Below are 24,707 nucleotides of genomic sequence, written 5' to 3' on the forward strand. Positions count from 1 at the left end.
GGCCTACAACTGCAAAACCCTGGTAATTTATACAATATTACTGGTGATTATATCAGCGTCGTGAGGGATGCCAACCGCGAAATTTCCACGTGCGGCAGAAGACGGCTATCCTTCGTGGTCATCAGGTCGGCGTTTTCTGGCTTGATCCAGCAGGCCTGCATGCCGCAGCGAATGGCACCCGCGACATCCGTGGTCAGATCGTCGCCCACGTGCAAAATTTCACCGAGCGGCAGGTTCATTTTTTCCGCTGCCAGATGGTACATATCGCTGAACGGCTTCGAGCGCCCGTGCGGGCCCGCGCGCAGCACGAACTCAAAGTAATCCCCGAGGCCAAACAGTTCAGGCTGTGCGTTACCGTTAGTGATGGCCACCAGCGGCCACTTTTCGGCAAGCTTCGCCAGCGTGTCGTGGGTCTCCTGCGGCACGTCGATACGGCTGCGCCATTTGGCGAAGTTTTCCATTGCCGCTTCGGCACCGATGGCCGCGTCCTGTACGCTCAGGCCCACGTTGAGCATCGCCTGCTCAACCGCACGACGACGCCATTCGGTCACGTCGTGGTAAATGTCCGGCTCGGTCTCCCGCAGGGACTGACGCAGGGTCTGAAAATCCTTGTTCTGCATCGCTTTCAGCGCGGGATGGTAGTTCTGCACAAACGCCAGCGACTCCTGCTCGGTACGCAGGATCACCTCACGGTTGTCATAAAGGGTGTCATCAAGGTCAAACGTCAGGGCCGAGATCTGACCGAGTGGGCGGTAAAAACGCATTATTTCCCCCGTTTGGCGCGTGGATGCGCCGCGTCATACACCGAGGCAAGGTGTTGGAAGTCTAAGTGGGTATAGATTTGAGTGGTCGACAGATTTGCGTGGCCAAGCAGTTCCTGCACGCCGCGCAGATCGCCGCTGGATTCCAGCATGTGGGTGGCGAACGAGTGGCGCAGCTTGTGCGGGTGAACGTGGCTGTTTAGCCCCTGCTTGATGCCCCACTCCGCAAAGCGCTTCTGCACGTTACGCGCCGAGATCCGCTTGCCGAGCTTTGATAAAAACAGCGCATTCTCCTCTGCGCCAAACAGCCCGCGCAGATCCAGCCAGTGCTCAATCCAGGAAACCGCGTTGCGGCCAATCGGCAGACGGCGTTCTTTGCTGCCCTTGCCCATGACCCACACTTCGCCGGATTCCAGATCGAGATGCTTTAAATCAAGGTTCACCAGCTCAGAGAGACGCAGGCCCGCACCGTACATCACCTCCAGCATCGCGCGGTCGCGCACGGCCAGCGGATCGTTAAGGTCGATATCCAGCAGGCGATTTACGTCGTCGACGTCGATATTTTTCGGCAGATGGCGAGGGGCTTTTGGCGTGGCGATACCTTTCGCCGGGTTGGCTTTTAAACCGCCCTGGCTCACCAGCCAGTCGAAGAAACTGCGCAGGGCAGAAAGCCTGAGCGCCAGGCTCGCCGGGCTGAGGTTTTTTTTACGGCTACGCACAACGAACCCGCGCACCGTGGCAGCATCACATTGTTGCCAGCTTTTCAGGCCGATCTCGTCGGCAATCTGGATGATGGCATCAAGCTGACGCTGATAGTTAAGCAGCGTTATGGGGCTGAGCTGACGTTCCACGCCCAGATAGCGCAGAAAGCGCGTGACGTCAGCGGCGAGTGCATCTGTCATACGCGCTCAATCCAGCGCTCCAGCAGCTCAGGCAGCATCAGGGCGATTTCCTGCAGCAGGTGCGTACCCTGCCCCTGCTCATAATGATGTGCGTCACGGCTGGTAAATAACATCACGCCCAGATCGCCATCGCGCCCCATCAGCGACATCGCCACCGAGCCAATCGCTTTGGCTTCCGGCAACACGACCAGCAGCTCAGGCCCGTTCAGCGGCCCGAGATAGTGCTGCTCACGGCCCAGACGCTGAATGCGTAGCGGCTCAAACGCCTGGCGGCTCAGCGACAGATGGGTAAACCCGGATGGCGCACCAATGCGCCAGCGGTCCGGGAACAGGCGAATCGTCGCGCCAGCCAGCCCAAGCTCACGCGCCCAGCGGTGGAAGCGGCTGAGGAACTCTTCAAGGCTGTGCGCCGAGGCCAGACGCGCCTGCAGGTGCAGCAGACGATAAAACAGGCTCTCGTTATTGCTGGCCTGCTCCATCAGCAGCGTCATGTTCTCTTCAAGCTGATTGATGTGCTTGCGCGAGCGCGCCATGTGCCATTCGACCAGCGACACGGTTTCACGAACCGGATGCGGTACGCGCATCTGTTCAACAACGCGTGCATTGCGGATAAAAAACTCAGGATTGTTCAGCAGGTAATCAACAACAGCGCTGTCATCCAGTTCCGTCATTATTTCCTGCAGTTCTTCCCCTGGTTGTTTCATAGATGGATAAACCCGTCATAAACATGTGTCGCCGGGCCCGTCATATACAGTGGATGACCCGGTCCTTTCCAGGCGATATCAAGCCGACCGCCCGGTAATTCCACGCGAACCTCTTCTGCCAGTAACCCTTGAGAGATGCCCACAGCAACTGCAGCACAGGCACCGCTTCCGCAGGCCTGGGTTTCGCCCGCGCCGCGCTCGTAAACCCGCAGACGGATGTGCTCACGCTTCACCACCTGCATAAAGCCGATGTTCGCGCGCTCCGGGAATCGTTCGTGGCTTTCCAGCACCGGACCGAGCGTTTCAACCGCGGCGGTTTGCACATCATCAACCTGAATCACACAGTGAGGGTTACCCATCGAGACGACGCCGCACAATACTGTCTGCTCGGCCGCACGCATAATATAGGTCTTTTCCGCTTTGTTTGCGCGGAACGGTACGGCGGAAGGCTCGAAGTTTGGCTCGCCCATATTCACGCGTACCAGCTCGTCATCGGTCACGCTGAGCACCATACGGCCGTTCGCAGTACTGACGCGAATATCGCGCTTGTTGGTCAGCCCCTTCAGGCGGACAAAGCGGGCAAAACAGCGCGCGCCGTTGCCGCACTGGTTAACTTCGCTGCCGTCAGCGTTAAAAATGCGGTAGTGGAAATCGAGATCGGGATCGTAAGGCGGCTCGACCACCAGCAGCTGATCGAACCCCACGCCCACGTGCCGATCCGCCAGGCGGCGAATCAGCTCCGGGGAGAAAAACACATTCTGCGTTACCGCGTCGACGACCATAAAATCGTTGCCAAGGCCATGCATTTTAGAGAACTGCATCATTTGCTCCATTGCGCGGGTACAGAACGTAATCTGTCAGAGATTAACCTGAGTCGGGCCACCGTTATCGCCGCGATCGTTAGTATCTGGCGTCGTCGACTCAATGCCGCTTTGCACAGGTTTCGTTGGCGGCGGTGCGTTTTTATCCTCTGGCGGGAAGTACAGTGGCCCTTTCAGTCCACAACCCGTCAGGCTAAACAGCGTGATGAGAACGGCAAGCGTTCGGAAGACGTTTTTCATTATCAAGTTGCTCGTAAGTTCAAATCTGTTTCTATCATCGCAGGAGAAGACACAAAAGCAAGAGTTTGCCGCTTTCCTGCAACGGGAATTATTTAGCGTTATACTGCCGCCATCACGAAAAACAGGAACAAAACCATGAATGACAGTGAATTCCATCGCCTTGCCGACACCCTGTGGATGACCATCGAAGAGCGCCTGGACGACTGGGACGGCGACAGCGATATCGATTGTGAAATCAACGGCGGTATCCTGACCTTAAGCTTTGAAAACGGCAGCAAAATTATTATTAACCGTCAGGAACCGCTTCACCAGGTGTGGCTGGCGGCCAAACAGGGCGGCTATCACTTCGATCTGAAGGGTGATGAGTGGGTCTGCGACCGTAGCGGCGTACCGTTCTGGGATCTGCTGGAACAGGCGGCGACCGCGCAGGCGGGTGAGAAAGTGAGTTTCAGGTAGTTTTGTTGCCGGGTGGCGGCAACAGCGACTTGAACCGTAGGCCGGGTAAGCGTTAGCGCCACCCGGCAAAAAGGATCAGGAGAAATACTGCTGCAACAGCGGCGCGGTATCCTGATTCGCCGGCGCGGCAGGCGTTACGGCCTGGGTCCGGAACGGGATCACCTGCGTACGACCATCGACGTTCACAATCTGATAGAACTGCGGCAGGTTGAAGTTAATGAAGCTTGAGCCGTAGGTAAAACGATCGTGCGAAGAGGAGTAGAAGCGGCTGACGTCGCGCACCAGCTCCTCTTTACTGCCTTCACAGTGGTGATACACCTCGGCGCGGTTAGTCTCATCAAGGATGTAGATATTGAAACCGGCATCCTCACCTGACTCTTCGAAGAAGAACTGAATAATCCCTTCGCTCGCAAAACCATCCACCACCTGCGGCAGCTTAACGTGGTTGGTTTCCACCTGCACCGACAGGCCATGCAGCTTGTTGTGTGAAATCGCGCCGTAGAACTCGATGGCATTTTCCAGCTTCTGTACTGACACGTTCAGGCGCTCGAAGAACAGCCCCCAGGTCTGGCCGGAGACGCGCAGCGCTTTAAAGCGCCCGGTTTCGTGACGGGTGCTGGAAAGACGCAGCTCGATGCACTCAGAGACCAGCTGCTGCACGCGGGTACGAATCAAACCGCGCAGGTGCTGGCTGTAGCAGAACACTTCGACGCTGTCCGGCGGCGCGGCGTCCTGGTGCATCTTGCCAAGAATGGTTTTCAGCGCTTCGATCATCGCCTGCTCGCCGTTGAAGTGCAGGGTACGTACTTCGTTCCACGAGTTGCGGTACAGCAGGTCTACGCTGCCCACCAGGCAGTTTTGCTGCTCGCCAAAGCTGAAGACGTCCAGCTTGCGGAAGTCAAAATGGACCACCTGATTGCGGAAGGCCGCCGTCGGGTCGTACTCCAGGTTGACGATAATCGCCAGATGGCGAATCTCGCACGGGCTGTAGAGCGCTTTTGGCGTTGGCGCAGGCAGACGCAGCGGGAAGTGGTGCGACACATCCGCGACCATCTCCTGCAGCTTAGCGAGATCAACCACCTCGTTGCCTTTGATAAACAGGCGCGTGCGCGAGGTCAGCAGGCCGTTGAACCAGGCCCAGGCCACCAGCTTGTTCAGATAGCGGTTATACTCCAGCGGCTGATGGCTGATGATCGAATCCATGCTTGGCGCACGGTTGTACAGATACCACCCGGTGCGGTTTGCGCGGCCCGGTGGCACAAAGATAAAGGTCAGGTTCGGCTCTGACAGGTCAGGTGAAATCTGCGGGTTCACCAGGGTGACTTTACCCGGCAGCGCTTCAAACGCGGCGTACAGCTTGCGGGTCAATACCCCGATGTCCTGCGGGCTGGCGGAAACGCTGAGGTTGTTACGGCGCGCAAAGCGGATCAGGTTACGGTAGCTTTGCATCATTGCATCGAGCAGTTCGTTGTGCGCTTCACGCACCTGATCGATCTTCCAGTTGGCGCGGTTGTCGAGCATGGACAGACGCGCTTCGTCCCATCCCCACTCTTTGACTAACTGACTGACCACTTCACGACGCCAGCCCACGCAGGCGCGTTCGCGGCTCAGTTTTTCACAGACTTTAAGATAGAAACATCGACGCACCAGATCGAGACGCGTGGTGTCATCAATGGCTTTCAGGTATTCGGTAACGCGTTCCAGCATCATGCAGTAGGCATCAAGCCCGTAGGAGACAATCTCCCCGTCGTGCAGACGCTGTTTGATGTCTTTCGCCAGCAGGCGCGGCGTAGGGTATTCCCAGGAATAGGCTTCCAGCAGCAGCGTTTTCAGCACCGCTTTGTACGGTGAGTCGATGCTCTTATAAAGCTGCCAGAGGCTCGCGCCAAAGTACTCTTCGGCGGACAGAGAGCTGAGCCCCCCCAGATCCAGCCATTCGTTTGGCGTCAGTACGCCCTGAGAATAGAGCGACATGACGTAATCGTCGTAATGCTCTTCTTCATCGCACGGCACCATATTCCACAGAATACGCTTCCCGGCGAGGCGAACGGCAGTACGGTAGAACTCATCCAGCAATAAGATGTGCTGAGTCGAGCCGCAGTCTTCACCACCGAGACTGCCGCTTTCGTTATGGCGGAAACGGTTTTCATCAATCAGGAAGAAGCTCACTTCCACGCCGAGCGACGCCGCCCAGCTCTCCAGCAGACTGCATTTACGCTGCAGCAGCTGGCGCTCTTCGTTATCGAGCCAGGATTGATGGCAGACCCAGATATCCAGGTCAGAAGAACAGCTTTGCCCTACCGATGAGGTACTCCCCATTGTGTAAACGCCAGTGATTGGCAGTTCACCTTTCGGAGAAACCTGAGGCGGCATGCCGCGGTAGAGTTCCAGCTCGTTCAGATAGTGCTGTTGGGTTTCATCAGGCGTGAAAAGGCAAATGCCCTGGGGAACGTTACCATCGAGGTAACCCGGCATCAGCGGATGGTGATAGTGCAATAATGTCGGCAGCAGACTGTATACCTGCTGGAAAGCAGGGCCCATGGCAGCAAGCGCGCGATCCACGCGCAGTTGATTTATGGCATCCAGTCTCTGTTTCAGAGTCTCAATATAGAGGTACAAGACGTATCGCCTGATGTTTCCGGGTGTCGTAAGCTATTCAAAACACGAATAACAGCGAGCCCGCAGTATTTCAAAAAGATAACCGTTACCCTTCTTTCGCCTTTATCATTATGGTGGTACCGACGAAAAAATGGTCTAAAACGTGATCAATTTAACACCTTGCCGGTTGACCGTAAAGAAAGATGCGCTACATACAAGTGTAGCACCGTTCTGTACGTGTAAATTCCTGAATACGGCTACGGCAGACGAATACGCCGCCTTGTCCCTCTCACCCTTCATCAACCGTAAAACTGCCATCCCAGAGTCAACAATGTTAGGATGGTTAGCGATTGATAATGACGGTAACAAGCATGTTAGACAATGTTTTGAGAATTGCCACACGCCAAAGCCCTCTTGCGCTCTGGCAGGCACATTATGTGAAGCAGCGCCTTGAAGCCTGCCATTCCGGATTGCGCGTCGAGCTGGTGCCGATGGTGACGCGCGGTGACGTGATCCTTGATACGCCGCTGGCGAAGGTTGGCGGAAAAGGCTTGTTTGTCAAAGAGCTGGAAATGGCCTTGCTTGAGAACCGTGCTGACATCGCCGTGCACTCCATGAAGGATGTGCCCGTTGAATTCCCGGAAGGGCTGGGGCTCGTGACCATCTGCGAACGTGAAGATCCGCGCGATGCGTTCGTCTCCAACCAGTATGATTCTCTTGACGCGTTGCCGGAAGGCAGCGTGGTTGGCACGTCCAGTTTACGCCGTCAGTGCCAGCTGGCTGAACGCCGCCCGGACCTGGTGATTCGCTCGCTGCGCGGAAACGTGGGCACGCGTCTGGGCAAGCTGGATAACGGCGACTACGATGCCATTATCCTCGCCGTTGCCGGTTTGAAGCGTCTGGGACTGGAATCACGCATTCGCGTCGCATTGCCGCCAGAGCTGTCGCTCCCGGCCGTGGGCCAGGGTGCGGTGGGCATTGAGTGCCGTCTTGACGATGCGCGCACGCGCGAGCTGCTTGCACCGCTGAACCATGACGAGACCGCCATCCGCGTAAAAGCCGAGCGCGCCATGAACACTCGCCTCGAAGGCGGCTGTCAGGTGCCAATTGGCAGCTATGCTGAATTAACCGACGGTGAGCTGTGGCTGCGTGCGCTGGTTGGCGCGCCGGACGGTTCACAGATGGTACGCGGCGAACGTCGCGGTAAGGCGCAAGATGCCGAGCAGCTTGGCGTGTCGCTGGCCGAAGAGTTACTGGATAACGGTGCCCGCGAAATTCTGGCTGACGTTTATAATGGAGAACCCCCTGCATGAGTATTCTTGTCACCCGCCCTTCTCCCGCAGGAGAGCAATTAGTGAGCCGTCTGCGCGCACTGGGGCAGGTGGCCTGGAGTTTTCCGCTGATTGAATTCTCCCCCGGTCGGGAGCTGTCCATGCTCGTCGACCAGATGAATGCCCTGCAGGAAGGCGACCTGATCTTCGCGCTGTCGCAACATGCCGTGGAATTTGCCCATGCGCAGTTGCAACAAGCAGGGAGAGAGTGGCCAACCGCTCCCCGCTATTTCGCTATCGGGCGAACAACCGCACTGGCCTTACATACCGTGAGCGGAACAGACGTTCGCTACCCGTTAGATCGGGAAATCAGCGAAGTCTTGCTACAATTACCTGAATTACAAACTATTGCCGGAAAACGTGCGCTCATTTTACGCGGTAACGGTGGACGTGAACTGTTGGGTGAAACGCTGCGGGAACGCGGGGCCAACGTCACGTTCTGCGAATGCTATCAGCGTTGTGCGAAACACTACGATGGCGCGGAAGAGGCAATGCGCTGGCATATGCGCGGCATCGATACCCTGGTCGTAACCAGCGGTGAAATGCTGCAGCAGCTATGGTCGCTTATTCCACAATGGTATCGTGAGAACTGGTTACTCCACTGTCGGCTTCTGGTCGTCAGTGAGCGTCTGGCGAACCACGCCCGGGAACTGGGCTGGCAAGATATTCGGATCGCTGATAACGCCGACAACGATGCGCTGCTGCGCGCATTACAATAACTCTCAAATGGGAAGCCATAATGACGGAACACGAAAAATCCTCCGCCGTGGTTGAAGAGACCAGGGAGACTGTGGACACAACCCCACAGCCAGAGACGACAGAGAAAACCGCTGAGAAGAAAAACGGCAGCAACAAAACCAGCCTCGCGCTGAGCGCAATTGCCATCGCCATTGCCCTGGCGGCAGGCGTTGGCCTGTACGGTCTTGTTAAGCAGCAAGGCTCTAACCAGACGGCCACCAGCGATGCGCTGGTCAATCAAATTACCGCCCTGCAAAAAGCGCAGGAGACGCAGAAAACCGAGCTGGAAGGCGTGATCAAACAGCAGGCCGCCGCGCTTGCCGATGCGAACAGCAAGCGGGAAGAGTTGACCAAACAGCTGGGTGAAGTGCAGGAGAAAGTCGCCACGATTTCCGGTACCGATGCCAAAACCTGGCTGCTCTCACAGGCCGATTTTCTGGTGAAACTGGCCGGACGTAAGCTCTGGAGCGATCAGGACGTTACCACGGCCGCCGCGCTGCTGAAAAGCGCCGACGCGAGCCTGGCAGACATGAACGACCCAAGCCTGATCGCCGCGCGCCGCGCGATTACCGAAGATATCGCCAGCCTCTCCGCCGTCTCGCAGGTGGATTACGACGGCATTATCCTCAAGGTGAACCAGCTTTCGAACCAGATTGATAACCTGCAGCTGGCGGATAACAACGACGACGACTCCCCGATGGATTCCGACGGTACCGAGCTTTCCAGCTCCCTGAGCGAATGGCGCATAAACCTGCAAAAAAGCTGGCAGAACTTTATGGACAGCTTCATCACCATCCGCCGCCGCGATGAAACCGCCGTGCCGCTGTTAGCACCGAACCAGGATATCTATCTGCGCGAAAACATCCGCTCCCGCCTGCTGGTTGCGGCACAGGCCGTACCGCGTCATCAGGAAGAGACCTACAAGCAGGCGCTGGATAACGTCTCGACGTGGGTGCGTGCGTATTACAACACTGATGACGCGACGACCACGGCCTTCCTGGAAGACATTGATAAGCTGAGCCAGCAAAACATCACCATGAACGTGCCGGATAAGCTGGAAAGTCAGCCGATTCTGGAGAAGCTGATGCAGACGCGCGTGCGTAACCTGCTGGCCCAGCCCGGCGTTCCGGCGGAAGGCACGGCTGAAGCACCGGCCGCCGCGCCAGCGCCTGAAAGCGCGCCACAAGGAGAGTAATGATGCTTAAAGTCCTCTTACTCTTTATCCTGCTGATCGCCGGGATCGTCCTGGGGCCGATGCTCGCGGGCCATCAAGGTTATGTGCTGATCCAGACTGATAACTACAACATTGAAACCAGCGTTACCGGCTTAGTGATTATCCTGGTCCTCGGCGTGGTGGTGCTGCTTGCTGTGGAATGGATCCTGCGCCGTATTTTTCGCACCGGGGCGCATACCCGCGGCTGGTTCGTTGGTCGTAAGCGCCGTCGTGCCCGTAAGCAAACAGAGCAAGCGCTGCTGAAACTGGCCGAAGGTGATTATCAGCAGGTAGAAAAGCTGATGTCGAAAAATGCCGATCACGCAGAACAGCCGGTGGTGAACTATCTGCTGGCCGCTGAAGCGGCACAGCAGCGCGGCGATGAAGCCCGTGCTAATCAACATCTTGAGCGCGCGTCCGAGCTTTCACCTAAAGATCCGATTCCGGTGGAGATCACCCGCGTTCGCCTGCAGCTGGCGCGGAACGAAAACCATGCGGCGCGCCACGGCGTTGACCGACTGCTGGAAATCACCCCACGTCATCCCGAAGTGCTGCGCCTTGCTGAACAGGCCTACATCCGTACCGGTGCCTGGGGTTCACTGCTGGATATCATTCCTTCGATGGCAAAAGCAGACGTCGGTGACGATGAACATCGTGACGAACTGCAGCGCATGGCGTGGATTGGGCTGATGGATCAGGCGCGCGCCGACCTGGGCAGCGACGGTCTGAAAACCTGGTGGAAGAACCAGAGCCGTAAAACGCGTCAGCAGGTTCCACTGCAGGTAGCGATGGCGGAACATCTGATTGAATGTGACGATCATGACACTGCGCAGGAGATCCTCCTCGACGGTCTGAAGCGCCAGTACGACGACCGCCTGGTGATGGTGATCCCGCGCCTGAAAACCAATAATCCTGAGCAGATCGAAAAAGTGCTGCGCCAGCAGATCAAAACCGTGGGCGACCGCCCGCTGCTGTGGAGCACGCTGGGCCAGTCGCTGATGAAGCACGGCGAGTGGCAGGAGGCGAGCCTCGCCTTCCGCGCGGCGCTAAAACAGCGTCCGGACGCGTTTGACTACGCCTGGCTTGCCGATTCACTGGATAAGCAGCATAAGCCGGAAGAGGCCGCCGCCATGCGGCGTGACGGGTTGCTGTTGACGTTGCAAAATAACGGTAACCAGCCGTAATTGAAATGGAGGCCTTGAGGCCTCCTTTTTTTATCTTCACTCTCCTGCTACATTCATTGCATCTTCCGCAGGAAACGAACCCGCCAATGTAACGATCGCTTTTCATTAACCCCTTTTTCGCACACGCGCATTTTGCAGCGTGGAGTAAAACGTTTTTGAAAGGAAATCGTCATGAATTCGCTTTTGTATGCGCTTATTGAAGCGCTGCGCTGCCACCGCTGGCTGCGCCTGCTTGCCTGCGCGTTTATCTTCTCTTCACTGGGGAATGGTTTGACCCAGGTTGTTGTTTTCGGCTTACTGCTGCAGTGGGCAGCACCACCGGTGCTGCTGACGCTCGCTTTTCTTTTTGCCACGGTGCCGGGACTCCTCGGCAGTATGATCGGCGAAAAATTGTGCTCTCGATTTTCCCCGTTGTCTTTACTGATTCTGACTGAGGTACTGGGATTGCTCGCCCTGCTCTTTCCCTTTCTCGGCGTGCATTATCACAGCATACCCGCCCTGCTTGCCATGCAATCCGCTGAAGCATTATTGAGTGGGATCGGCTGGCCTGCGCTAACGCTGCTGTTCAAACGCGGCCTCAGTGATGCCGAGCTGCCTGCCGCAACCGTTCTGGAGAATCTCATATTTGCTTCTCAAGTCCTTTTGGGAAGCGGACTTGGCGTCGTGCTTTTTCAGAAAATGCCGGTCGTCGATTTGCTGGCAATCGATGCCGCCAGTTTTCTGGGATCGCTCTTGATGCTTCTGCTGGCGAGGCGAGTGTTTGCGGCACGGATAAAACCCTCTCCCACCGACGCTCACGCACTCGTCGCGCTACGTTGGCAGAGGCTAACCCAGCGGCAAAAACGCTGTTTGCTCCTGCTGCCAGCACTGGCTGCCGTAGGCTCACCAGCTATGGCGTTACTGCCCGCCCTGGCGCAGGAGATACAGCCTGAGAATGCGGCAGGTCTCGCGCTGCCCCTGCTTTTCGCCAGGAGCATGGGGCAGCTTTGCGGTCCAATGTTGCTCAAGAGAGACAGTCTGACGCGCGTCGCGACCCAACCTCTCCTGCTGATGGGCTACCTTGCTCTCTTTCTGGGTGCTTATGGGGTGCTTCCGCTGTTATCCGGCTGGGTTGTGCCCGCGCTGGGAATGATCTTCATTGCACATCTGGCGTCGAATATTGTGTTTGCGGCAGGTACGTTTGGGGTGCTTAGTAACTTTCAGAAGGCCCAGATTTCGTCAGCAAGCAGTAAAGCCTGGCGCTGGCAAACGCTTAGCGCTTCTCTCTTTACTGGCCTCGCAGCGATGGTAGCGACAGCGTTCGGGGCAGTTGAGGCGCTGTATATGGTCTCTGGCACCGCGCTGCTTTTCGTTACGCTGGTACTGAGGCGTTTCAGTGATTAAGACATAAAAAAACGCCTGCTATAAAAGCAGGCGTTAAAACAGGTCTGTAAGACAACATATTTGGTGCTTCACTCAACGTTGTGTCCATGGTGTTTGATGAGGCCGAAGCGACATCTGTCAGTGGACGATAAGCACCGTAAACGGCTCTGCGTCATTCCTGAGTTTATGAGGCACTAAGGCGAACATAAGAGATGGAATGAGCATCTACACGCATATTATTGCACGTTACATGCCAGGTTTACACGCAGAACTTTTACATTGCGCAACATTCTAAGATAAAAGGAAATTCTGCTGTTAAGAACCGCCTGAAGCCCGATAATGTACCGATAAGAGATTCAACCTGTCGTCGGAAAGAGACAATAAAGCCGCCGAAATAGTAAATTGTTTATTTTCAAGGTATTGCATGTCGCCAAATCGCGACAATGGAGAAGTGTGTTGTTGGGGAATAACGACAGGGATTAAAACCGCAGAAAACAAAAAACCCCGCCGAAGCGGGGTTCAAAATTGGTCGGCGAGAGAGGATTCGAACCTCCGACCCACTGGTCCCAAACCAGTTGCGCTACCAAGCTGCGCTACTCGCCGATGTACTGCTTTTTTGAATTTTTAGTTCAATTCACTTAAAAAGTCGTGGTGCGAGGGGGGGGACTCGAACCCCCACATCCAAAGGACACTAACACCTGAAGCTAGCGCGTCTACCAATTCCGCCACCTTCGCAATTCACAACTCTTTCAAATAATGGGGTGGCTAATGGGATTCGAACCCACGACAACTGGAATCACAATCCAGGGCTCTACCAACTGAGCTATAGCCACCACTGTATTCTTTCACGCGGTACTGACTACTTCTCAGACCACCGCAGCTCTAGCACCGGGTTAATGGTGCGCCCGACAGGATTCGAACCTGAGACCTCTGCCTCCGGAGGGCAGCGCTCTATCCAGCTGAGCTACGGGCGCTTAGCGCCGTTGCGGGGCTGGATATTACGTACCTCCGTCCCCGCTGTCTAGTGCTTTTTTGAAAAAAATGCGCGTTTGGTTATGGTTTGCACATTTTGCCGCTTATTCCTCCACTTTATGCGTGGTGGCGCGGCGACCCAGGCCAAAAAGCTTATATGCCGCTGTGACGGCAGCCAGGAAGATCATCCCGACAAACAGCGACATGCGGGTATCTTCATTAAAGTACATCCCAATTAATACGCAAATCAGGAACGCCATCGTCAAATAGTTCGCGTACGGGAACAAAATGGAGCGGAACGGATGGCTGGCGATCGCTTTTTTATGCGCATGACGGAAACGCAGCTGGCTAATCAGGATCACAAACCACGGCACCATGCCCGGCAGCACGCTGGCGCTATAAACGTAAACGAACACGCGTTGCGGATTCGGGATGATGTAATTCAGACATGAACCAATCAGCAGAATCACGATCGATACTGCCACGCCCATAACCGGCACGCCCGCACGGGACACTTTCCCCATCGTCGCAGGCAGTTGGTTGTTTTTAGAAAGCGCGTAGAGCATGCGGCCACAGCTGTACATCCCGCTGTTACAGCCAGAGAGCGCAGCCGTCAGCACCACGAAGTTAATAATCCCTGCTGCTGCCGTAATACCAATCTTCGCGAAGGTTAAGACAAACGGGCTGCCGGTGGTGCCGATTTCATTCCACGGGAAGATGGTCACGATAACGAAAATTGCGCCCACATAGAAAATCAGGATACGCCACAGTACTTTGCCCACCGCGCTACGCAGCGTGACCTGCGGGTTTTTCGCTTCACCGGCAGTAATACCGATCAGCTCCACGCCCTGATAGGAGGCGACAACGATGCAGAGCGCCGTCAGGAAGCCCTTCCAGCCGCCCGCGAAGAAGCCACCGTTCTCGGTCAGGTTGCCGAAGCCAATCGCGTGCCCGCCGTTGCCGAAGCCAAAGAAAATAACCCCGAGACCCACGACAATCATCACGATAATGGTGGTGACTTTGATCATCGCAAACCAGAACTCGATCTCACCGTAGAGTCGCACGGCAGCCAGGTTAGCCAGCGCCACCAGCCCCACAGCAATGAGCGCAGGTATCCACTGGACCATGTCCGGGAACCAGAACTGTACGTAGACCCCTATCGCCGTGATTTCCGAGATGCCCACGGCCATCCACATAAACCAGTACGACCAGGCCGTAAGGTAGCCAAAGAACGGGCTCATATAGCGGTGCGCGTAAACGGCGAAAGAGCCGGTGACAGGCTCCAGGAAGAGCATTTCGCCCATTGAACGCATGATGAAGAAAACGAACAGCCCGGCGATGATGTACGCCAGTAATACGGAAGGACCCGCCCATTTGAGCGTACTTGCGGAGCCCATAAACAGGCCAACGCCGATAGTGCCGCCCAGCGCTATCAATTCAATGTGTCGAGCTTCCAGCCCACGCTGTAGCTCCGGTTTTTTCTCTGCCATAAATCCTCGGTTGTGTCTGCTGGTTACCGGCTTAAGCCGGTTATTGTTTTTTAGGGGAACTAAAATACGGTGCGAATGGTTTCTTAAATTCTGCTAAATGGCAAACGATGCATTAAAAAAATGAATGCATTGCACAGATTAGCAGCAGTTTTGCAGGGGAGTTGCAGCGCGAACAGCATATCGCGCTACATTTTGATTACATTTTACCGGTGTAGTGCCAGGCGAGATAGCGCAGCAGACGGATCTGCCGTTTGATACGCGTCGGTTGTGATAACAGACGATACAGCCACTCCAGGCCGAGGTTTTGCCAGACTTTCGGCGCGCGCTTAACGTGGCCGGTAAAGACGTCGTAGGTGCCACCCACGCCCATGTACAGGGCATCCGGGCAGACCAGACGGCAATCGCGCATCAGGATCTCCTGACGCGGCGAGCCCATCGCCACGGTGACAATTTTCGCCCCGCTGTCGCGCACGCGTTCAAACAACGCCTGCCGACTTTCAGGTTTAAAATAGCCGTCCTGGCTTCCCACAATGTTAACATTCCACTGGCTACGCAGCTTCTGCTCCGTCTGGGCCAGCACCTCCGGCTTACCGCCGATCAGGAAGACCGGCGTGCCTTCCGCTCCCGCGCGCGCCATGAGCTGCTCCCAGAGGTCAGCCCCCGCCACGCGTGAAACATTAGCGCCAGGATACTTTTTGCGGATAGAGCGCACGACGCTGATGCCGTCTGCGTACTTGAATTCGGCGGCGGTAATCAGGTCTTTCACTTCCGCGTTATCTTCAACCGCGAGCATTTTTTCCGCATTAATGGCCACCAGCGTGCCCGATTTCATCTGCCCGTCCGAGAACAGAAAATCCAGCGCGTGTTGCATATCACGCCAGCCTATAAGCTGTAGACCGCGCAGCGCATAGCGCGGCGCAGAAGTTGTGTCAGTCATTACAATCCCTACTCAGACTTGCGACAGCGTTGTGCTGCCTTGATGCTCGCGTCGGTGGACAAGCCCTGCGCTGTCAAACAGCCAGTACAACAGTTTTGCCAGCACCAGACACACACCGAAAACGACCATGAAGAACACCACGCGCGAGACGAACGAATCCAGCCCCTCGCGTGCCAGAACAATCATATTGAAAATGGCACCAAAGCAGAAACTGTGCAAAATAGCCGCCTTGTAGCGGTTGGTCTCTTCGTTACCGAGCGTGTAAAGCCAGTCGAACCATTTAATGATCAGCCCAACCGCAATCGCGCCAGGCAGGATAAACCACGCGCCGCCCATCACGACCAGCGAGCCAATCAGCGTTGGCGAGATTGCCAGGCCAGAATGGTTGTTCAGCACTTCCCAGGTAAAGTAGTTCGCCGTATTGAGCACCACGCCCGGACGGTCCGGCCACAGCCAGGTCGGAATAAAGACGTAGAAGTCGCGGGCAATCGGCGCTAATCCCTGGAAGTCGATCTTGTCGTAGTTTTGCAGCAGCAACGCCAGGTTTTCCCACGGCGAGAAGGTGTCGCGCGTGAGGTAGAGGAAGGTGTAAAACGCTTCGTCACCGGCAACGTTTAACCCATAGCGCTTCAGCGCCAGCCAGAACATTCCCACAATGCCAAATACGCCTGCCGCCGCCAGCATCCACAGGGAGATCCACCCGCGAATGATGCCGATAAACAGGAAGATGGCGAAGGCGATAATAATGTTAGCGCGCGTCCCACCCACAATCATGTAGGTCAGGATGCCGAAGGCGACGGTACTCACGAGGAAGAACAGCCACGCCTTGCTGTCCTGGCGCAGGAAAAAGACCACCAGCATCGCCGGAATGAAAAAGTAGAAGAACCGTTTGAGCGCCACGCCTGACACTTCAGCAGAGAAAATCTGGCTGTAGGACTGGAGCTTAAACAGCAGGAAGCCGTTATGCATGAAGAAGATGCCGACGCTGACCAGCGCGATAGTCATCAGCATCACCCACGTAAGGTGCGTCTCCACCCGGTTCATGGTGAAAATCGGTCGCCGCGGTGCGGACGCTGTCGCTGAGCGCAGGCGCGTTTTATAGGTGACGTAGTAGACGGCGTAGAAGCAGGTTGCGGAGAGCAGCGCCTGCAGCAAAATTTCCGGCGGGGCAACGGCCACATCAAAACGGAAAACCAGAATACTGGTCAGCGGGAAGCCGAAGTAAAAGGTCAGCAAAAACAGCAGCGAGAAGAAGACATTGAAGTTAAAGCGCACGCGACGAAACTCAAACCAGGTGAGCGTGGCGATAAACAGCGTGCTCAGCAGCCAAACCACCAACAAGCCGCTAAATTGCAACTGGCTCATGCGTTGTCTCCTGCAGCGATACGCAGCGCGCGGTGCCACGGCGTGAGGTAGTTCGGGCTAAAGAAGTCGATGCTATTTTTATCCACCAGCGCCAGCTGGCGCTGCGCTTCCCGCACGATATCGATGTTCAGCGTGTCCGAGGTAAACAATACCGGAATATGCTGCTCGGTCATATCCTGCCAGAACGGGTTTTCGCGGTTCAGCACGCATGGAACGCCTGCCTGGATAAGCAGACATAAGGTACCAATCCCCTGCTGACGGGCAAAGATAAAATAACCCAGGTCGCACTGTCTCAGGAGCGCGAGATAGTCATCAAATTCCAGCTTATCCTGCAGAATATTCACATGCTCAGCGCTGAATAACGCCAGCGCCTGCTGACGGACCTCAGCGATGTAGGCGTCGTTATTCGCCGGGTAGCCCATTGGCACTACCACGTTCACCGTATCGCCAAACTGCTGATGCACCGCCCGGAGCGCCGCAACATGTTCGTTACTGCGATCCCCGGAGTTCCCCACCAGAATCGTCAGTTTGCCCTCGCGCAGCGTATCGTTCGCCATATTGTTCAGCGCCGGGTTCATGCGAGTCGGGAAATAGAGCAGCTCACCGCGCACGTTCGGATGCCGTTCAGCAAAGTAGTTAAGATCGCCACGGGTCGCGAACACGCAGCCCACGCGCCCCTGAGCCATACGGCGCAGAGGATAGAACAGGCGAAACTTCCAGCCGCGCGACACTTCATAGAGATCGGCGCCCCAGATATGCCAGCTACACTGGGAAGGCTTTATCCCGCCGCTCAGCAGAGCCATCCACAGGCCCGTATTGAACTGCCCATGGAAGAAGAAGCGTTGTTCACGATCGGCTTTTGCCTTCGCGATGACCGCTTTCGCCAGCGCAGCTTTATCTGGCCAGAAGGTGATGTTAAGCGCCGGACACGCCGCGCCCAGGCCATTGTCCTGACCTGCAACCATAAACTCGCACGCATCAGGATTGCCCGACGCCAGCTCATCGTTGAAGAACCGCAGTACGGTCTGGTTATGGTGTGGGATGTCCGATCCCAGGATGTGAATCAGTGCAGTCATGCGCGTTTACGCCAAAGTAAAAATACGCCGCAACAGGCAGCGAAATAAACGATATAAGTTGCCATATAGGCCTGAGCAGCCCCCAGCGCGCCGTGCGAAGGGATCAGCCAGTGAGAGAACGCCGTCAGCAGCGCAAACTGACTAATCTCCGCCAGGATATACAACCGCAGCGAGGCTTTCGCAATCACCAGATAGCCGAAAACGTAAGCGCCGACTTTCAACACATCGCCTACCAGCTGCCAGGCAAACAGATCGCGCATGGCGATAAACTTTGCCGAGAAGAGCAGCCAGATGGCGACATCACGTAATAACCAGACGGTAAAGCTGGCGGCCGCCACGGCAGGAAGCACAAAACGCAGTGAGCGGAAAATCTCGCGGGTAATATCCTTTTTTACGGTCAGCCGGGATAAGGTTGGCAGCAAATAGACGCTAAAGGAAGCCGTTATAAATTGGAGGTAGGCATCGGAAATGCTGCTCACGCCCTGCCAAATCCCGACTTCATCCCAACTGTAATGCGCAGCCAGCAGGTTTCGCATCATGACGTAGGCCACCGGAAGCGTCACCGAAGTGATGAGCGCCATCAGGGTAAATTTACCTAACTGCCCCGCCAGCATCGTGTCCCACTGCGGTTTCAGGTAACGTAGCGGGATGACCCCTCTGCGCATCAGCATAAACGCTGCCGGAACGACAACCAGAGCAGGCACGAGCGCCAGCCCCAGCAGTGCGCCCTCATAGCCACCCAGACGATAGCAGAAATAATAGGCAATCACGCCGATGACGCTTCCCAGGATCAGCGCCAGCGCATTGCCCGCCGCATCACGGAAGCCCTTCATCAGTGCCAGCAGCAGGTTGGCCCAGGCAATCCCCATCTGAACCAGCGCGACCAGGCGAACCAGCCCCTGATACTGCGTGTGTCCAAACAGCCCCTGGCTAATCGGTGCCGCCGCCAGTAAAAACACAACGGCCAGCAGCGTGGAAAATCCCAGGACCATGGCCGAGGATGTTCCCACAACCGTGCGCAGTTTTTCGGCATCATCATGATGCTGAGCCACGTATTTGGTGACGCCGTTAAATATTCCCGCCCCGGCCAACACGCCGAGAACCGTGACCAGCTGGCGGAAATTGCCCGCCAGCCCGACGCCCGACGGGCCGAATGAGACAGCCAGCAACTTGACGACCAGCAATCCGGCACCAATTTTTACAAGCGTGGACGCAGCCGTCCACACCGATGCTTTTGCCAGAGACATATCAGCCGAAATAACTCAGAAGGGTATTGATCACCGTGCGTTGATTAACGGGTGCGAGGTTGTAGAACAGAGGCAGGCGGAGCAAACGCTCGCTCTCTTTGGTGGTGTAACGGTCTTCGCCCGCGAATACGCCAAACGCTTCTCCAGCCGGGCTGGAGTGCAGCGGGATGTAGTGGAATACCGCCAGAATTTCAGCCTCTTTCAGCCAGGCAATCAGGCTGCTGCGATCGTCGTTATCGCGCAGCTTGATGTAAAACATATGGGCGTTGTGGACGCAGTCTGCCGGGATCGTCGGCAGTTCAATACGCCCGGCTTTCGCCAGCGGCTCCAGCGCGTCGTAGTAGGTTTGCCACAGGGACAGGCGCTGCAGATTAATACGCTCCGCCGCCTCCAGCTGCGCCCAAAGATATGCGGCCTGCAGATCGGCCATCAGGTAGCTTGAGCCGATATCGCGCCAGGTGTACTTGTCAACCTGACCACGGAAGAACTGGCTGCGGTTGGTGCCTTTTTCGCGGATCACCTCGGCACGCTCCACCAGCGCACGGTCGTTAATCAGCGTCGCCCCACCCTCACCGCCTGCGGTGTAGTTTTTGGTTTCGTGGAAGCTAAAGCAGCCGATGTGGCCGATCGTGCCCAGCGCGCGCCCTTTGTAGGTGGACATCACGCCCTGCGCGGCGTCTTCCACCACGAACAGGTTGTGCTTTTTGGCGATCGCCATAATCGTGTCCATTTCGCACGCCACGCCCGCATAATGAACCGGGACAATCGCGCGCGTTTTGTCGGTAATCGCCGCTTCAATCAGCGTTTCGTCGATGTTCATGGTATCCGGACAGATATCCACAAAGACAATTTTTGCCCCGCGCAGGACAAACGCGTTCGCCGTAGAGACAAAGGTATAACTCGGCATGATCACTTCATCGCCGGGCTGGATGTCCAGCAGCAGTGCGGCCATCTCCAGGGAGGCCGTACAGGATGGCGTCAGCAGCACTTTGGCGCTGTGAAAACGCTGCTCCATCCACTGCTGGCAGCGACGGGTGAAACCGCCGTCGCCGCAAAGTTTGCCGCTGCCCATGGCAGACTGCATATAGTCGAGTTCCGTTCCCACGACGGGTGGTGCGTTAAATGGAATCATCATGTCACCTGTATAACCAGTAAGCGGTGGCGTCGACGTTGGCCCCACTCGCAATATAACGTTTAAGCGCGGCGGTGTTGCCCATCTGGGTCGCCACCCGCAGCGTCGATAACTGTTCCTGCTCAGCCCAGTGCAGCGCGGCCTGCATGAGTTTCTTCCCCATGCCGCGTCCGGCGAGTAAGCCGATACGCGCGTCCTGCTCATTCACCTTACGCAGGGAAACAAAGCCCTGAATCTGTCCATCCACCGCGCGGAAAACCAGACACACGTGGTCGAACGTGCCTTTTACCGCATTTTCAATCCACTGAGCATAAAAACGGCCGCTGTCTTCAGGCTTATACCAGGGAGCACGAAAGCGGCTTTGGGCAAAGGCCTGCGTCGCCATCTGGCGCAGCGCGGGAATGTCCTGCTCTGCTGCAATTTCTGCCCCTGCCGACGGGTGGCGGGAAACCGTTATGGAGAGATCAATCTCGCCTTCGACCAGCTGAAAACCATGTTGCTGCAGCGCATCCAGCAGATCGGCACGGCCCGCCGGGATCTTCGCCTGCACGCGCGGCCAGACCGCGAAGTCGGACGCCTGCAATGCAGGCGCATCGTCACGCAGACGAACAATCGCCGAAGGTCGGGCAAAAAAAGTGCTTTCCCACTCAAGGGATTCCAGCACGCCGTTGAGTTGACTCAACGCCACACGCCTTTGGTATCAACCACGTACTTCTGGGACACGGTCTTACCGGGGATCGCTTTGAACGCGTTGTGATCCACCAGCAGCACCAGCACATCCGCCGTCGCCAACGCATCGTTTAGCGCGGTCAGCGTACAATGGCCCGCCAGCTTCGCTGGCAGCTCATGGATATTCGGCTCAACCACAAGCGTCTCACCGCTGTGCCAGCCTGCTATCATCTCAGCAATTTCCATCGCCGGGCTTTCGCGCAGATCGTCAATGTTCGGTTTAAAGGCCAGGCCAAAGCAGGCAATTTTCAGCTCGCTGGCGCGCTTGCCGCTTTCAGCCAGACAATCCGCCACCGTCGCTTTTACCTGATTGAGTACCCAGTGAGGTTTGCTGTCGTTGACTTCTCGCGCGGTGCGGATCAGGCGCGCCTGATCGGGGTTTTGCGCCACGATAAACCAGGGATCGACGGCGATGCAGTGACCGCCCACGCCCGGACCCGGCTGGAGAATGTTGACGCGTGGATGGCGGTTCGCAAGGCTAATCAGCTCCCAGACGTTAATCCCCTGATCGGCACAAATCAGTGACAGTTCATTCGCAAAAGCGATGTTAACGTCGCGGAAGCTGTTTTCGGTCAGTTTGCACATCTCGGCGGTGCGGGAGTTGGTCACCACGCATTCGCCTTCAAGGAAAATCTTATACAACTCGCTGGCGCGCGCGGAACATACCGGCGTCATGCCGCCAATCACGCGGTCGTTTTTAATCAGCTCGACCATGACCTGACCCGGCAGCACACGCTCCGGACAGTAGGCGATATTAATTTCGGCCTGCTCACCCGCCTGCTGTGGGAAGGTTAAATCTGGACGGGCTTCTGCCAGCCACTGGGCCATCTGCTCGGTAGCGCCCACCGGCGACGTGGACTCGAGGATCACCAGCGCCCCTTTTTTCAACACAGGCGCGATAGATTTTGCTGCCGCCTCAACGTAAACCATGTCGGGCTCATGATCGCCTTTAAATGGCGTCGGAACCGCAATCAGAAAGGCATCGGCGTCGACCGGCGTGGTGCTGGCGCGCAGGAATCCCCCGTCGACGGCCTTTTTCACCACGAGGTCGAGATCGGGCTCCACAATATGAATTTCACCACGGTTAATGGTGTCCACCGCGCGCGCATTGATGTCGACGCCTACAACCTGCTTTTGACGAGAGGCAAAGGCCGCCGCAGTAGGCAGTCCAATGTAGCCAAGACCCACGACAGAGATGGTAGTAAAACTCATAGCGTTACCCGATTGTGTTTAAGTGCATGCAAAATACGACCACAAGACTGCCCATCACCATACGGGTTATGGGCGCGGCTCATCGCCTGATACTCTTCTTCATCGTGCAGCAGGCGCGTCACCTCGTCGACGATGCGGCGCATATCCGTGCCCACCAGACGTACCGTGCCCGCTTTTACCGCTTCCGGGCGCTCGGTGGTTTCACGCATGACCAGCACCGGTTTGCCGAGAGACGGCGCTTCTTCCTGAATCCCGCCGGAATCGGTGAGGATCAGCCAGGCGTGATTCATCAGCCAGACGAATGGCATGTAGTCCTGCGGTTCGATCAGAAGGACATTATCCACATGACCCAGAATACGGTTCACCGGCTCGCTGACGTTAGGATTGAGGTGTACCGGATAGACAATCTGCACATCTTCATTCTGCGCGGCAATCTCAGCCAGCGCGTGGCAGATTTGCTCAAAGCCGCGACCGAAACTTTCGCGACGGTGGCCCGTCACCAGGATCGTTTTCTTGCCGTTATGCAGGAAAGGATAGCGCGCAGCGAGTTCTGCCTGCAGATCGGTGTTTGCCAGCACGCGGTCACGTACCCAGATCAGCGCATCGATAACCGTATTCCCGGTGACAAAGATCTTATTGTCGGCAATATTTTCCCGCAGCAGGTTCTGACGCGCGTTTTCGGTTGGCGCAAAATGGTACATCGCCAGATGTCCGGTCAGCGTGCGGTTGGCCTCTTCCGGCCAGGGCGAGTAAAGGTTGCCTGTACGCAGGCCTGCTTCAATATGCCCAACGGGAATACGCTGATAGAACGCGGCAAGGCTGGTCGCCACGGTGGTTGTGGTGTCACCATGCACCAACACCACATCAGGTTTGAAGGATTCCAGAATAGGCTTTAACTCTTGCAAAATACGGCAGGTAATCTCCGTTAACCCCTGTCCCGGCTTCATAATGTTGAGATCGTAATCCGGGACGATAGAAAAGAGAGTTAAGACCTGATCGAGCATCTCACGGTGCTGGGCAGTCACGCAGACTTTCGCGTCAATATCAGGATCTCTGGCCAGCGCATGAACCAGAGGCGCCATCTTGATGGCCTCCGGCCTGGTGCCAAATACGGTTAGTACTTTCACATCGATTCTCTTCGATTAGGCGATGAAGGCCGTAGCCTTCATCGTAGATGGCGTTCTTAATTTGTGCGACGACGCATTAGCGCTACGCCCGCGCCAGTCAGTGCGCCCACAATCCCCCACATGATCATCAGGAATGCACGCCGTGGGCTATCGCGTTTTACAGGTTCTTCAGGCGTTCTCAAATAACGATACGTCTGAAAACGCGGTTCCAGCGTTGGGCCAACGTTCAGGGTGTTAAGCATGGCGCGGTTTTGGTCGTAATCGAGGTCAAAATCAGGGCCAACGGCCTGGAGATTTTCCAGTCGAGCCTGGAGCATTGGACGACCTAGCAGGAACATTTCAGAGTCAGGTAGTTCATCAGCAGGGACATCCGTTTCGCTGCGGGAGATATTGTGCTGCTCCGCAATTTTTAGCGCCTGCTGAATATTATGCACGCGGCGGTCGAAAATGGCTTTTGCCACCTCTTCCTGGCGTTTTACCTGCGCTTTCATCTGAATCGTTCGCGCAGCCCAGGCGCCTTTCAGCTCGTCATTAAGATGGATCGCCGCACGCTGGCTGGCAAACGCGACGTACTGACGCAGCAGATTATTGGCATCCGGTGCCGTTTCGGCAATCAGCTTCACGCTGTCGCTGACATTGCGCAGGGCATCGCCCGGCATAAACTGGATATTGTTAATCAGATCATCCAGCAGCGCGGCATCCGCTTTGGTGTTATCCACCCGACGCTGCTTGAAGTAATCGGTCTGCGACCAGAAATCGCGACGCGTATCCCATGAGGCGAGCTGCATCACGAACTCTTTGTAGGCCTCATCCATAACGGAAACCTGATCCGGCGTAGCGAGATTCGCCTTGATATCCAGGTTACGCAGGAATTGCTGCTGGGAATAGAAGCCGCCAAGCATGTTAACCGTTGGTTTGTCGGTAATCGCCGTGGTGCTCCACTCTTGTTTTGCAAAGAATGTGTAGGCCAGCGCAATGAGCGCAAAACCTATCGCAACGCCAGCAATCCATAGTTTCCCTGCCCATAAAACACGAAACAGACCACGAATATCCAACGCATTCTCATTCATTTCTGATTTTTCTCCCGCCAACGGTTGAGTCATCATCATC

At 56.2% G+C, this 24,707-nt stretch carries 22 protein-coding genes and 4 tRNA genes; 6 read left to right on the forward strand and 20 right to left on the reverse strand.

Annotation, left to right across the window (positions count from 1 at the left end; all coding sequences use genetic code 11):
- Window positions 1-47: 47 nt before the first annotated feature.
- Genes yigB through lptM form a run of 5 tightly spaced genes read right to left on the reverse strand, consistent with a single transcriptional unit; the run spans window position 48 to window position 3,428 of the window.
- Window positions 48-764, reverse strand: a complete 717-nt coding sequence (gene yigB, locus AC2T6E_RS16700; protein ID WP_010426308.1) for a 5-amino-6-(5-phospho-D-ribitylamino)uracil phosphatase YigB — start codon at window positions 762-764, stop codon at window positions 48-50.
- Window positions 764-1,663, reverse strand: coding sequence for a tyrosine recombinase XerC (gene xerC, locus AC2T6E_RS16705; protein WP_010426310.1), 900 nt, complete (start codon window positions 1,661-1,663; stop codon window positions 764-766). Before xerC ends, yigB begins: the two co-directional genes overlap by 1 nt.
- On the reverse strand, window positions 1,660-2,367 hold the full coding sequence (locus tag AC2T6E_RS16710; protein ID WP_010426313.1) for a DUF484 domain-containing protein: 708 nt from the start codon (window positions 2,365-2,367) through the stop codon (window positions 1,660-1,662). Before AC2T6E_RS16710 ends, xerC begins: the two co-directional genes overlap by 4 nt.
- Window positions 2,364-3,188, reverse strand: a complete 825-nt coding sequence (gene dapF / locus AC2T6E_RS16715; RefSeq protein WP_010426314.1) for a diaminopimelate epimerase — start codon at window positions 3,186-3,188, stop codon at window positions 2,364-2,366. Before dapF ends, AC2T6E_RS16710 begins: the two co-directional genes overlap by 4 nt.
- 36 nt (window positions 3,189-3,224) lie before the next feature.
- A complete protein-coding gene (gene lptM, locus AC2T6E_RS16720) occupies window positions 3,225-3,428 on the reverse strand; it encodes an LPS translocon maturation chaperone LptM (RefSeq protein ID WP_042716806.1) in 204 nt (67 codons plus the stop codon).
- 135 nt (window positions 3,429-3,563) lie between these two features.
- Here lptM and cyaY point away from each other — a divergent pair, with 135 nt between their 5' ends.
- Window positions 3,564-3,884 carry an iron donor protein CyaY gene (gene cyaY, locus AC2T6E_RS16725; RefSeq protein ID WP_126815696.1) on the forward strand — a complete coding sequence of 107 codons (321 nt, stop codon included), beginning with the start codon at window positions 3,564-3,566 and terminating at the stop codon, window positions 3,882-3,884.
- A gap of 75 nt (window positions 3,885-3,959) precedes the next feature.
- Here cyaY and cyaA read toward each other — a convergent pair whose 3' ends face one another.
- Window positions 3,960-6,503, reverse strand: a complete 2,544-nt coding sequence (gene cyaA, locus AC2T6E_RS16730; protein WP_108417322.1) for a class I adenylate cyclase — start codon at window positions 6,501-6,503, stop codon at window positions 3,960-3,962.
- 350 nt (window positions 6,504-6,853) lie between these two features.
- On the opposite strand from cyaA, the gene hemC reads away from it, so the two are divergent.
- The 5 genes from hemC (at window position 6,854) to AC2T6E_RS16755 (ending at window position 12,331) form a co-directional block, all read left to right on the forward strand.
- Window positions 6,854-7,795 (forward strand): hydroxymethylbilane synthase, encoded by a 942-nt coding sequence (hemC, locus tag AC2T6E_RS16735; protein ID WP_139157908.1) that lies wholly within the window; start codon window positions 6,854-6,856, stop codon window positions 7,793-7,795.
- Window positions 7,792-8,532: a uroporphyrinogen-III synthase gene (hemD, locus tag AC2T6E_RS16740; RefSeq protein ID WP_108417320.1), complete on the forward strand. Its 741-nt coding sequence runs from the start codon at window positions 7,792-7,794 to the stop codon at window positions 8,530-8,532. The genes hemC and hemD overlap by 4 nt, the downstream gene beginning before the upstream one ends.
- Before the next feature lie 20 nt (window positions 8,533-8,552).
- On the forward strand, window positions 8,553-9,746 hold the full coding sequence (gene hemX, locus AC2T6E_RS16745) for a uroporphyrinogen-III C-methyltransferase (RefSeq protein WP_126815698.1): 1,194 nt from the start codon (window positions 8,553-8,555) through the stop codon (window positions 9,744-9,746).
- A 2-nt stretch (window positions 9,747-9,748) separates the two neighbouring features.
- Window positions 9,749-10,948 carry a protoheme IX biogenesis protein HemY gene (hemY, locus tag AC2T6E_RS16750; protein WP_029484909.1) on the forward strand — a complete coding sequence of 400 codons (1,200 nt, stop codon included), beginning with the start codon at window positions 9,749-9,751 and terminating at the stop codon, window positions 10,946-10,948.
- A gap of 171 nt (window positions 10,949-11,119) precedes the next feature.
- Window positions 11,120-12,331, forward strand: a complete 1,212-nt coding sequence (locus AC2T6E_RS16755) for an MFS transporter (protein ID WP_486692561.1) — start codon at window positions 11,120-11,122, stop codon at window positions 12,329-12,331.
- Between the two features lie 505 nt (window positions 12,332-12,836).
- Here the strand turns inward: AC2T6E_RS16755 and AC2T6E_RS16760 are convergent.
- The 14 genes from AC2T6E_RS16760 to wzzE all read right to left on the reverse strand — a co-directional run bounded on the left by AC2T6E_RS16760 (window position 12,837) and on the right by wzzE (window position 24,700).
- A tRNA-Pro gene (locus AC2T6E_RS16760) sits at window positions 12,837-12,913 on the reverse strand.
- 46 nt (window positions 12,914-12,959) lie between these two features.
- Window positions 12,960-13,045, reverse strand: a tRNA-Leu gene (locus AC2T6E_RS16765).
- A gap of 22 nt (window positions 13,046-13,067) precedes the next feature.
- Window positions 13,068-13,143: transfer RNA gene (locus tag AC2T6E_RS16770), tRNA-His, on the reverse strand.
- Window positions 13,144-13,207: 64 nt separating this feature from the next.
- A tRNA-Arg gene (locus tag AC2T6E_RS16775) sits at window positions 13,208-13,284 on the reverse strand.
- Window positions 13,285-13,386: 102 nt separating this feature from the next.
- Window positions 13,387-14,772 carry a bifunctional threonine/serine APC transporter ThrP gene (gene thrP, locus AC2T6E_RS16780; RefSeq protein ID WP_108417317.1) on the reverse strand — a complete coding sequence of 462 codons (1,386 nt, stop codon included), beginning with the start codon at window positions 14,770-14,772 and terminating at the stop codon, window positions 13,387-13,389.
- Between the two features lie 196 nt (window positions 14,773-14,968).
- Window positions 14,969-15,709: a lipopolysaccharide N-acetylmannosaminouronosyltransferase gene (wecG, locus tag AC2T6E_RS16785; protein ID WP_108417316.1), complete on the reverse strand. Its 741-nt coding sequence runs from the start codon at window positions 15,707-15,709 to the stop codon at window positions 14,969-14,971.
- Between the two features lie 12 nt (window positions 15,710-15,721).
- Window positions 15,722-17,074: an ECA oligosaccharide polymerase gene (wzyE, locus tag AC2T6E_RS16790; protein WP_089598259.1), complete on the reverse strand. Its 1,353-nt coding sequence runs from the start codon at window positions 17,072-17,074 to the stop codon at window positions 15,722-15,724.
- A complete protein-coding gene (locus AC2T6E_RS16795; protein ID WP_108417315.1) occupies window positions 17,071-18,150 on the reverse strand; it encodes a TDP-N-acetylfucosamine:lipid II N-acetylfucosaminyltransferase in 1,080 nt (359 codons plus the stop codon). The genes wzyE and AC2T6E_RS16795 overlap by 4 nt, the downstream gene beginning before the upstream one ends.
- Entirely contained in the window at window positions 18,147-19,397 is a 1,251-nt protein-coding gene (gene wzxE, locus AC2T6E_RS16800) for a lipid III flippase WzxE (protein ID WP_108417314.1), read from the reverse strand. Before wzxE ends, AC2T6E_RS16795 begins: the two co-directional genes overlap by 4 nt.
- Before the next feature lies 1 nt (window position 19,398).
- Window positions 19,399-20,529: a dTDP-4-amino-4,6-dideoxygalactose transaminase gene (gene rffA / locus AC2T6E_RS16805; protein WP_486692682.1), complete on the reverse strand. Its 1,131-nt coding sequence runs from the start codon at window positions 20,527-20,529 to the stop codon at window positions 19,399-19,401.
- 4 nt (window positions 20,530-20,533) lie between these two features.
- Entirely contained in the window at window positions 20,534-21,211 is a 678-nt protein-coding gene (gene rffC, locus AC2T6E_RS16810) for a dTDP-4-amino-4,6-dideoxy-D-galactose acyltransferase (protein WP_444508410.1), read from the reverse strand.
- Window positions 21,208-22,470 (reverse strand): UDP-N-acetyl-D-mannosamine dehydrogenase, encoded by a 1,263-nt coding sequence (gene wecC / locus AC2T6E_RS16815; RefSeq protein ID WP_444508411.1) that lies wholly within the window; start codon window positions 22,468-22,470, stop codon window positions 21,208-21,210. Before wecC ends, rffC begins: the two co-directional genes overlap by 4 nt.
- The gene (gene wecB, locus AC2T6E_RS16820) at window positions 22,467-23,597 is read right to left on the reverse strand and encodes a non-hydrolyzing UDP-N-acetylglucosamine 2-epimerase (protein ID WP_174340361.1); all 1,131 of its coding nucleotides are present in this window, start codon (window positions 23,595-23,597) and stop codon (window positions 22,467-22,469) included. Before wecB ends, wecC begins: the two co-directional genes overlap by 4 nt.
- Before the next feature lie 56 nt (window positions 23,598-23,653).
- Window positions 23,654-24,700, reverse strand: coding sequence for an ECA polysaccharide chain length modulation protein (gene wzzE / locus AC2T6E_RS16825; RefSeq protein WP_126815769.1), 1,047 nt, complete (start codon window positions 24,698-24,700; stop codon window positions 23,654-23,656).
- Between the last annotated feature and the right edge of the window lie 7 nt (window positions 24,701-24,707).

The sequence above is a fragment of the Enterobacter sp. B79-1 genome, assembly GCF_057444735.1.